General features: G+C 72.1%; 7 protein-coding genes. 1 reads left to right on the forward strand and 6 read right to left on the reverse strand.

The genetic code is table 11. The annotated features are described in order from the left end of the window. Positions 1-14 precede the first annotated feature (14 nt). From tpiA to rapZ, 6 genes are all read right to left on the reverse strand, one after another. Positions 15-806 (reverse strand): triose-phosphate isomerase, encoded by a 792-nt coding sequence (gene tpiA, locus ACL02O_RS24550; RefSeq protein ID WP_412820507.1) that lies wholly within the window; start codon positions 804-806, stop codon positions 15-17. After that, positions 807-2,006, reverse strand: a complete 1,200-nt coding sequence (locus tag ACL02O_RS24555; protein ID WP_412820508.1) for a phosphoglycerate kinase — start codon at positions 2,004-2,006, stop codon at positions 807-809. It abuts the gene before it with no gap. Further along, complete coding sequence (gene gap / locus ACL02O_RS24560; RefSeq protein ID WP_412820509.1) at positions 2,003-3,007, reverse strand: type I glyceraldehyde-3-phosphate dehydrogenase; 1,005 nt, start codon at positions 3,005-3,007, stop codon at positions 2,003-2,005. The genes ACL02O_RS24555 and gap overlap by 4 nt, the downstream gene beginning before the upstream one ends. A 260-nt stretch (positions 3,008-3,267) precedes the next feature. Beyond that, complete coding sequence (gene whiA, locus ACL02O_RS24565; protein ID WP_018788213.1) at positions 3,268-4,248, reverse strand: DNA-binding protein WhiA; 981 nt, start codon at positions 4,246-4,248, stop codon at positions 3,268-3,270. 54 nt (positions 4,249-4,302) lie between these two features. After that, a complete protein-coding gene (locus ACL02O_RS24570) occupies positions 4,303-5,286 on the reverse strand; it encodes a gluconeogenesis factor YvcK family protein (RefSeq protein ID WP_412820510.1) in 984 nt (327 codons plus the stop codon). After that, on the reverse strand, positions 5,283-6,191 hold the full coding sequence (rapZ, locus tag ACL02O_RS24575; protein WP_412820511.1) for an RNase adapter RapZ: 909 nt from the start codon (positions 6,189-6,191) through the stop codon (positions 5,283-5,285). The genes ACL02O_RS24570 and rapZ overlap by 4 nt, the downstream gene beginning before the upstream one ends. 402 nt (positions 6,192-6,593) lie before the next feature. On the opposite strand from rapZ, the gene recQ reads away from it, so the two are divergent. Next, positions 6,594-8,435, forward strand: coding sequence for a DNA helicase RecQ (recQ, locus tag ACL02O_RS24580; RefSeq protein ID WP_412820512.1), 1,842 nt, complete (start codon positions 6,594-6,596; stop codon positions 8,433-8,435). Positions 8,436-8,437 lie beyond the last annotated feature (2 nt).

The raw sequence follows: 8,437 nt of genomic DNA on the forward strand, positions 1-8,437 counted from the left end.
AGGATAGCGAGCGATCAGCGGGCGATGTGCTCCGGGAACCGGCAGATCTGAGCGAATTCCTCAGCGTCCAGGCTGGCGCCCCCGACCAGGGCCCCGTCCACGTCCGGCTGGGCCATGATCGCGGCGACGTTCGACGCCTTGACCGACCCGCCGTAGAGGATCCGGACCTGGCCGGCGGTGGCCTCGTCGTACGTCTCGACGAGCCGCTTGCGCACCTCGCCGCAGACCTCCTGGGCGTCCTCCGGAGTCGCCGTCTTGCCGGTGCCGATCGCCCAGACCGGCTCGTACGCGACGACGACCTTGGTGACCTGCTCCGCGGTGAGCCCCTTCAGCGCGCCGTCGAGCTGGTCGCAGCAGTGCGGCACGTGCTTGAGCTGCTCGCGGATCTCCAGCCCCTCACCGATGCACAGGATCGGGGTGAGGCCGTTGTCCAGCGCGGCGGCCACCTTGGCGTTGACCAGCGCGTCGTCCTCGTGGTGGTACTGCCGCCGCTCGGAGTGGCCGATCACCACGTAGGTGCAGCCCAGCTTGGCGAGCATCGGCCCGGAGATGTCCCCGGTGTACGCCCCCGACTGGAACGGCGACAGGTCCTGCGCGCCGTAGCCGATCAGCAGCTTGTCGCCGTCCACCGCGGTCTGCACGGTCCGCAGGTCGGTGAAGGGCGGCAGGATCACCGTCTCGACGTCGGTGAGCTGCTTCTCGGTGAGGCTCGCGGCCAGCTTCTGCACCAGCAGGTTGGCCTCGAGGTGGTTCAGGTTCATCTTCCAGTTGCCGGCCATCAGCGGCCGGCGGGTGGTGCTCGCCATTCAGTTCTCCAGGGCCGCGATGCCGGGGAGGGTCTTGCCCTCCAGGTACTCCAGGGAGGCGCCGCCACCGGTGGAGATGTGATCGAAAGCGGACTCGTCCAGGCCCAGGGCGCGCACCGCCGCGGCGGAGTCACCGCCGCCGACCACGCTGAACGCGTCGGCCTTGGTGATCGCCTCGGCGACCCCCCGGGTGCCCGCCGCGAAGGCGGCCATCTCGAACACACCCATCGGGCCGTTCCAGAAGATGGTCTTCGCCTGGGACAGCGCGGCGGCGAAGCCGGCCACCGTCTCCGGGCCGATGTCCAGGCCCAGCCGGTGGCTCGGGATTCCGTCGGCGCGGACGGTGTCGTGCGCGGCGTCCGGGGCGAAGGCGTCCGCGGCCACCACGTCGACCGGGAGCATGATCTTGCCCGGCGCGCGCTCCATGAGGTTGCGGCAGGTCTCGACCATCTCCTTCTCCAGCAGCGAGGTGCCCACCTCGAGGCCCTGGGCCTTGAGGAAGGTGAAGCACATCCCGCCGCCGATGAGCAGCCGGTCGACCGTCGGCAGCAGCGCCTCGATCACCGCCAGCTTGTCGGAGACCTTCGAACCGCCCAGCACCACCACGTACGGCCGCTCCGGCTCGCCGGTCAGCTTGCTGAGCACCTCGACCTCGCGCAGCACCAGCCGGCCGGCGAAGTGCGGCAGCCGGGCCGGCACGTCGTGGACGCTGGCGTGCTTGCGGTGCACCGCGCCGAACGCGTCGTCGACGTACGCCTCGCCGAACGCGGCGAGCTGGTCGGCGAAGGCGCCCCGCTCGGCGTCGTCCTTGCTGGTCTCGCCCTTGTTGAAGCGGAGGTTCTCCAGCAGGGCGACCTGGCCGTCGGCCAGGCCCTCCACCGTGGAGCGGGCGGACTCGCCGACGGTGTCCTCGGCGAAGTGGACCGGGACGCCCAGCAGCTCGCCCAGCCGCCCGCCGACCGGCCGGAGGCTGAACTGCGGCTCCGGCGCACCCTTCGGGCGGCCCAGGTGCGAGCAGACGACCACCTTGGCGCCGGCCTGCACCAGCGCGCTCAGGGTGGGCAGGACGGCCCGGATCCGGCCGTCGTCGGTGATCTCACCGGTCTGCTTGTCGAGCGGGACGTTCAGGTCGGCGCGCACCAGCACGCGCCGACCCGACACCCCCTCGCCGAGCAGGTCGTCGAGGTTGCGGATGCTCACAGCGACGAACCCACCAGCTTGACCAGGTCGACCAGGCGGTTCGAGTAGCCCCACTCGTTGTCGTACCAGCCGACGACCTTGACCTGGTTGCCGATCACCTTGGTCAGCGGCGCGTCGAAGATGCAGGACGCCGGGTCGGTGACGATGTCCGAGGAGACGATCGGGTCCTCGTTGTAGGTCAGGATGCCCCGCAGCGGCCCCTCGGCGGCGGCCTTCAGCGCGGCGTTGACCTCGTCCACGGTGGTCTCCCGGCCGACCTCGACGGTCAGGTCGGTGGCCGAGCCGGTCGGGATCGGCACCCGCAGCGCGTACCCGTCGAGCTTGCCCTTCAGCTCCGGCAGCACTAGGCCGATAGCCTTCGCGGCGCCGGTGGAGGTCGGCACGATGTTCAGCGCGGCGGCCCGGGCCCGGCGCAGGTCCTTGTGCGGCGCGTCCTGCAGGTTCTGGTCCTGGGTGTACGCGTGGATGGTGGTCATCAGACCCTTGGTGATGCCGAAGGTGTCCTGCAGGACCTTGGCCATCGGGGCGAGGCAGTTGGTGGTGCACGAGGCGTTCGAAATGATGTTGTGCTTGGCCGGGTCGTACTGGCCGTCGTTGACGCCCATGACCACGGTGACGTCCTCGTTCTTCGCCGGCGCGGAGATGATGACCTTCTTGGCCCCGCCGTCGATGTGCGCCTTCGCCTTGGTGGCGTCGGTGAAGAACCCGGTGGACTCGATGACGACGTCGGCACCGACCTCGCCCCAGGGCAGCTTGGCCGGGTCCTTCTCGGCGAACACCTTGAAGCTCCGTCCGCCCACGGTGATCTCGTCGGCGGTCGCCTTGACCTCGTGCGGGAGCCGACCGAGGATGGTGTCGTACTTGAGCAGGTGCGCGGTGGTCGGGGTGTCGCCAAGGTCGTTCGCGGCCACGACCTCGATGTCAGCGCCGGACGCCAGCACTGCCCGGAAGAAGTTGCGGCCGATCCGGCCGAAGCCGTTGATGCCAACCCGGATGGTCACAGGTCCCATCTCCTCGCGTTCTGGTCCGCCGGCGTCAGACCCCGGCCGGCGGAGATGTGTTCGCCGACCGTTGGAGCCGGCCGTTGACGGTTCATCTCGGCCACCCCGCCGCGGTCCTGGGGACCTGACCGCCCGAGGCGGTGAGCACGGCGAGGAGTGCCTGTGCCGGCCCCCTTGCCGTACGCAGCGACCTTATCCGAGCGCGCGCCGCCGCGCTGCGGCGGGTGGAGATCCCGTCACGCCGTCGCCTCACCGTCCTATCAGACCACGAGCATGTCGGGCGTGACGGCAGCTTCCGTATCCGGGATGCCCAGGTCGCGGGCCCGCTTGTCGGCCAGCGCGAGCAGCCGGCGGATCCGGCCCGCGATGGCGTCCTTGGTCAGCGGCGGTTCGGCCAGGGCACCCAACTCCTCCAGCGAGGCCTGTCGGTGCTCCAGCCGCAGCCGGCCGGCCGAGGTGAGGTGGTTGGGGGCGTCGTCGGCGAGGATCTCCAGCGCCCGGGTGACCCGGGCGGCGGCGGCCACCGCGGCCCGGGCCGAGCGACGCAGGTTGGCGTCGTCGAAGTTGGCCAGCCGGTTCGCGGTCGCCCGGACCTCCCGCCGGACCCGCCGCTCCTCCCAGGCCAGCACGCTGGAGTGGGCGCCGATCCGGGTGAGCAGCGCGGCGATCGCGTCGCCGTCCTTGACCACCACCCGGTCCACCCCGCGCACCTCGCGGTTCTTCGCGGTGATGCCGATCCGGCGGGCCGCGCCGACCAGGGCCAGGGCCGATTCCGGGCCGGGGCAGGTGATCTCCAGGGCGCTGGAGCGGCCCGGCTCGGTGAGCGAGCCGTGCGCCATGAACGCGCCGCGCCAGGCGGAGACCGCGCAGCAGACGTTCGCGGCGACCACGTGCGGCGGCAGGCCACGCACCGGACGGCCCCGGACGTCCAGCAGGCCGGTCTGCCGGGCGAGGGCCTCCCCGTCCTTGACCACCCGGACGATGAAGTGGCTGCCCTTGCGCAGCCCGCCCGAGGCGAGCACGTGGATCTCGCTCGGGTAGCCGTAGACCTCGGCGATCTCCCGGCGCAGCCGCCGGGCGACCGCGCCGGTGTCCAGCTCCGCCTCGACCACCACGCGGCCCGACACGATGTGCAGGCCGCCCGCGAAACGCAGCAGGGCGGCCATCTCCGCCCGCCGGCAGCAGGGCTTGGGCACGTCGACCCGACTCAGCTCGTCCTTGACCGCAGCCGTCATCGCCATAGTGCGCCCCCTCACGGACCGGTTCCGGCGTGTCGCCGGTGATTACGTACGTGCTTAACGATCGGCGCCCAGGACAGGCACCAGTGCGGCGCCCAGGGCGGCTGGATCATGACGGGGCGTGCCGTCCGGGACGGCGACGGGAGCGAGGACCAGCCGGGCACCCAGCGATTCTGCCGCACGTGAGACCGCTTCGGGGTCACCCACCGCCGTGGAGTCGGCCAGCACCATGTCCAGCTTCAGCTCGGGCAGATAGCGCCCGAGGGTGTCCAGATGGTCGGCCAGGGAGAGCCCATGGGTCTCCTTCTCCGCCACCAGGTTGAGGGTCACCAGCCGCCGCGCCGGACTGGAGACGATCGCGTCGGCCAGCCCGGGCACCAGCAGATGCGGCAGCACGCTGGTGTACCAGCTCCCCGGGCCGAAGATCAGCCAGTCGGCGTCCCCGACCGCGGTCAGGGCCTCCGCGCAGGCGGCCGGCGCGGCCGGGGTGAGCCGTAGCGACTCGACCCACCCGGAGGTGACGGCCACCTGGTGCTGGCCGCGCACGAGGCGTACCTCCTCGGGATGGGCCGGATCGGCGCCGCGCACCCGCGCCTCGATGCCGACCGGCTGGCGCGACATCGGCAGCACCCGGCCGACCGCGCCGAGCATCGCGCCGGCGTGCTCGAGCGCGGCCACCGGATCGCCGAGCAACTCCATCAGCCCGCAGATCAGCAGGTTGCCGACCGCGTGCCCGGCGAGCGAGTCGGCCGCGCCGCCGGCCACGTGGGCGAGGCCCGCCTCGAAGCGGTGCTGGAACAGCGCCGCGCTGCACCGGGTGGCCGGGTGGTCACCGGCCAGGGCGACCAGCGCCTGCCGCAGGTCGCCCGGCGGCAGGCCGCCGCGCTCGGCCCGCAGCCGGCCGCTGGAGCCGCCGTCGTCGCCGACGGTCACCACCGCGGTGATGTCCAGGTCAAGCTCGGGTACGCAGCGCCGCAGCGCCCGCAGGGACGCGGAGAGCCCGTGCCCGCCGCCGAAGGCGACCACCCTGATCGGGTTCATTCCCGCCCCAGGTCGCGGTGCTGCGCGTTGGCGGCGATGCCGGAGCGGCGCAGCCGGGCGGCCAACTCCTCGGCGATCGCCACACTGCGGTGCTTGCCCCCGGTGCAGCCGACCGCCACGGTCAGGTAGCGCTTCCCCTCCCGCTCGAAGCCGGCGGTGGTGGCGTTGACCAGGTCCGCGTACCCGGCCACGAAGGCGTCCGCGCCCTCCTGGCCCAGCACGTAGGCGCTGACCGCCTCCTCGCGCCCGCTGTGCTCGCGCAGCTCCGGCACCCAGTACGGGTTGGGTAGGAAGCGGGCGTCCATCACGAAATCGGCGTCCGGCGGGAGCCCGTACTTGAAGCCGAAGGAGAGCACCGTGATCCGCAGCCGACGGGAGTCCTCCCCGCCGAACAGCTCCTCGACCCGGCGGCGGAGCTGGTTGACGTTGAGGTGGCTGGTGTCGATGATCACGTCGGCCTGGTCCCGGGCCTCCTCCAGCAGGGCCCGCTCGACGGCGATGCCGTCGGCGAGCCGGCCGTCGCCCTGCAACGGGTGGGACCGGCGGACGCTCTCGAACCGGCGGATCAGCACGTCGTCGTCGGCGTCGACGAAGACCACCCGCGGCTGGAAGCCACGTTCCCGCAGCTCCCGGATGGCCCCGGCGAGGTCGGTGGAGAAGGCGCGGGAGCGGACGTCCAGCACCATCGCCGTGCGCCGGGCCGCGCCGCCGGCCTTGAAGGCCAGCTCAGCCATGTCGAGCAGGAGCGCCTGGGGCAGGTTGTCCACCACGTAGTAGCCGACGTTCTCCAACGCCCGGGCCACCGTGCTGCGGCCACCGCCGGAGAGGCCGGTGACCACCACCAGGGTCGTCTCCGCCTCGGCCGGCGCCGGTTGCCCGAGGGCTGCCTCCGCACCGGTCGGCACCAGGTCTCCCGTCCGCGCCTCGCTCACCCGTTACCCCCAAGCCGTGGCGCCGCGGCCGCTCGGCCGCGCATGGTCAGTCAGCGACTCTAACGGCTGCGCACCCGTCCGCGATTCCACGGGGTGACGACCGGAACACCGCTCTGTCCGGTTCACCGGCCGCCGAGCCGTGTTCCCAACACGCCCGAGCGCCGCCAACCGTTAGTGGCCATCCATGGACTCAGCGCGATCAGCACAGGTCAGAGGCCAGGCCCGCCCGGGTCAGGTCGACGTACGGGCCGTGCCGCCGCCCGGCCACGGGCGCTGGCCAATCGGTCCGTCGCCCAGCGCGGCTGACGACCCGCCCGGCCCGGCAGAGCATCGCCGGGCCCGGGCGTCGTCGGGGGGCGCTCGTAGACTGCGCGGATGGTCTCCCCCACCGATCAGCGGACCGAGGACGCGCTGCGGGTGCTCAACCGGGTGTTCGGGTACGACACCTTCCGCGGCTTCCAGCAGCAGGTCGTCGAGCACCTGGTGGCCGGCGGCGACGCGCTGGTGCTGATGCCGACCGGTGGCGGCAAGTCGCTCTGCTACCAGATCCCGGCGCTGGTCCGGGACGGCGTCGCGGTGGTCGTCTCGCCGCTGATCGCGCTGATGCAGGACCAGGTCGACGCGCTCACCGCCGTCGGCGTCCGGGCCGGCTTCCTCAACTCGACCCAGGACCTCACCGAGCGCCGCCGGGTGGAGGCGGCCTTCCTCGCCGGCGAGCTGGACCTGCTCTACCTCGCCCCGGAGGCGCTCGCGGTCCGGTCCACCCTCGCCCTGCTGGAGCGGGGCCGGATCGCGTTGTTCGCGATCGACGAGGCGCACTGCGTGTCGCAGTGGGGGCACGACTTCCGGCCGGACTACCTCAACCTGTCGATGCTGCACGAGCGGTGGCCGGACGTACCGCGCATCGCGCTCACCGCCACGGCGACCCGGACCACCCGTACCGAGATCGCCAGCCGGCTCAAGCTCACCGATGCCCGGCACTTCGTGGCCAGCTTCGACCGGCCCAACATCCAGTACCGGATCGTGCCCAAGCGGGAACCGCGCAAACAACTGCTCGGCCTGCTCCGGGACGAACACCCGGGCGACGCCGGCATCGTCTACTGCCTCTCCCGCGCCTCGGTGGAGAAGACCGCCGAGTTCCTGGTGCAGAACGGCGTCCCGGCGCTGCCGTACCACGCCGGGCTGGACGCGGCGACCCGCGCCGCCAACCAGCAGCGCTTCCTGCGCGAGGACGGGCTGGTCATGGTCGCCACCATCGCCTTCGGCATGGGCATCGACAAGCCGGACGTGCGCTTTGTCGCCCACCTCGACCTGCCCAAGTCGGTGGAGGGCTACTACCAGGAGACCGGCCGCGCCGGGCGGGACGGACTACCCTCCACCGCCTGGTTGGCGTACGGGCTCCAGGACGTGGTGCAGCAGCGCAAAATGATCGAGACGTCGGAGGGCGACCTGGCGCACCGGCGCAACCTCGCCACCCACCTGGACGCCATGCTGGCCCTCTGCGAGACGGTCCGCTGCCGCCGTGCCCAACTCCTGGAGTACTTCGGCGAGACCACCAGCGGCGGCTGCGGCAACTGCGACACCTGTCTCGAACCGCCGGAGTCCTGGGACGGCACCGTCGCCGCGCAGAAGCTGCTCTCCACCGTCTACCGGCTCGACCGGGAACGCAACCAGCGGTTCGGCGCCGGGCACAGCATCGACATCCTGCTCGGCAAGCACACCGACAAGATTGACCAGCACGGTCACGACTCGCTGACCACCTTTGGCATCGGCACCGAACTACGCGAGGCGGAGTGGCGCGGCGTGGTCCGGCAACTGCTCGCCGAGGGCCTGCTCGCCGTCGAGGGCGACTACGGCACGCTCGCGCTGACCGAGGCGAGCGCCGACGTGCTGGGGCGCCGCCGTACGGTCACCATGCGGCGGGAGCCGGAGCGGCCGGTGTCCGGCCGCTCCTCGAAGCCGCGCGGCGCGGCGACCGTCGTCGCCGACCTCGCCCCGACCGCCGTGCCGGTCTTCGAACGGCTGCGCGCCTGGCGAGCGGCCACCGCCAAGGAGCAGGGCGTCCCGGCCTACGTGATCTTCCACGACGCCACCCTGCGGCAGGTCGCCACCGAGGCACCGACCTCCCTGGCCGAGCTGTCCCGGATCAACGGCGTCGGCGAGAACAAGCTCGCCAAGTACGGCGAGGCGATCCTCGCCGTACTCGCCGAGGACTGATT

The sequence above is a fragment of the Micromonospora mangrovicola genome (assembly GCF_047200535.1).
In the GTDB taxonomy this organism is placed as follows: Bacteria; Actinomycetota; Actinomycetes; order Mycobacteriales; family Micromonosporaceae; genus Micromonospora.

Bases quoted from the DNA above. Each gene is read 5' to 3' on its own strand.
- tpiA (WP_412820507.1), bottom strand. From the start codon at position 806: ATGGCGAGCACCACCCGCCGGCCGCTGATGGCCGGCAACTGGAAGATG.
- whiA (WP_018788213.1), bottom strand. From the start codon at position 4,248: ATGGCGATGACGGCTGCGGTCAAGGACGAGCTGAGTCGGGTCGACGTG.
- ACL02O_RS24570 (WP_412820510.1), bottom strand. From the start codon at position 5,286: ATGAACCCGATCAGGGTGGTCGCCTTCGGCGGCGGGCACGGGCTCTCC.
- recQ (WP_412820512.1), top strand. From the start codon at position 6,594: ATGGTCTCCCCCACCGATCAGCGGACCGAGGACGCGCTGCGGGTGCTC.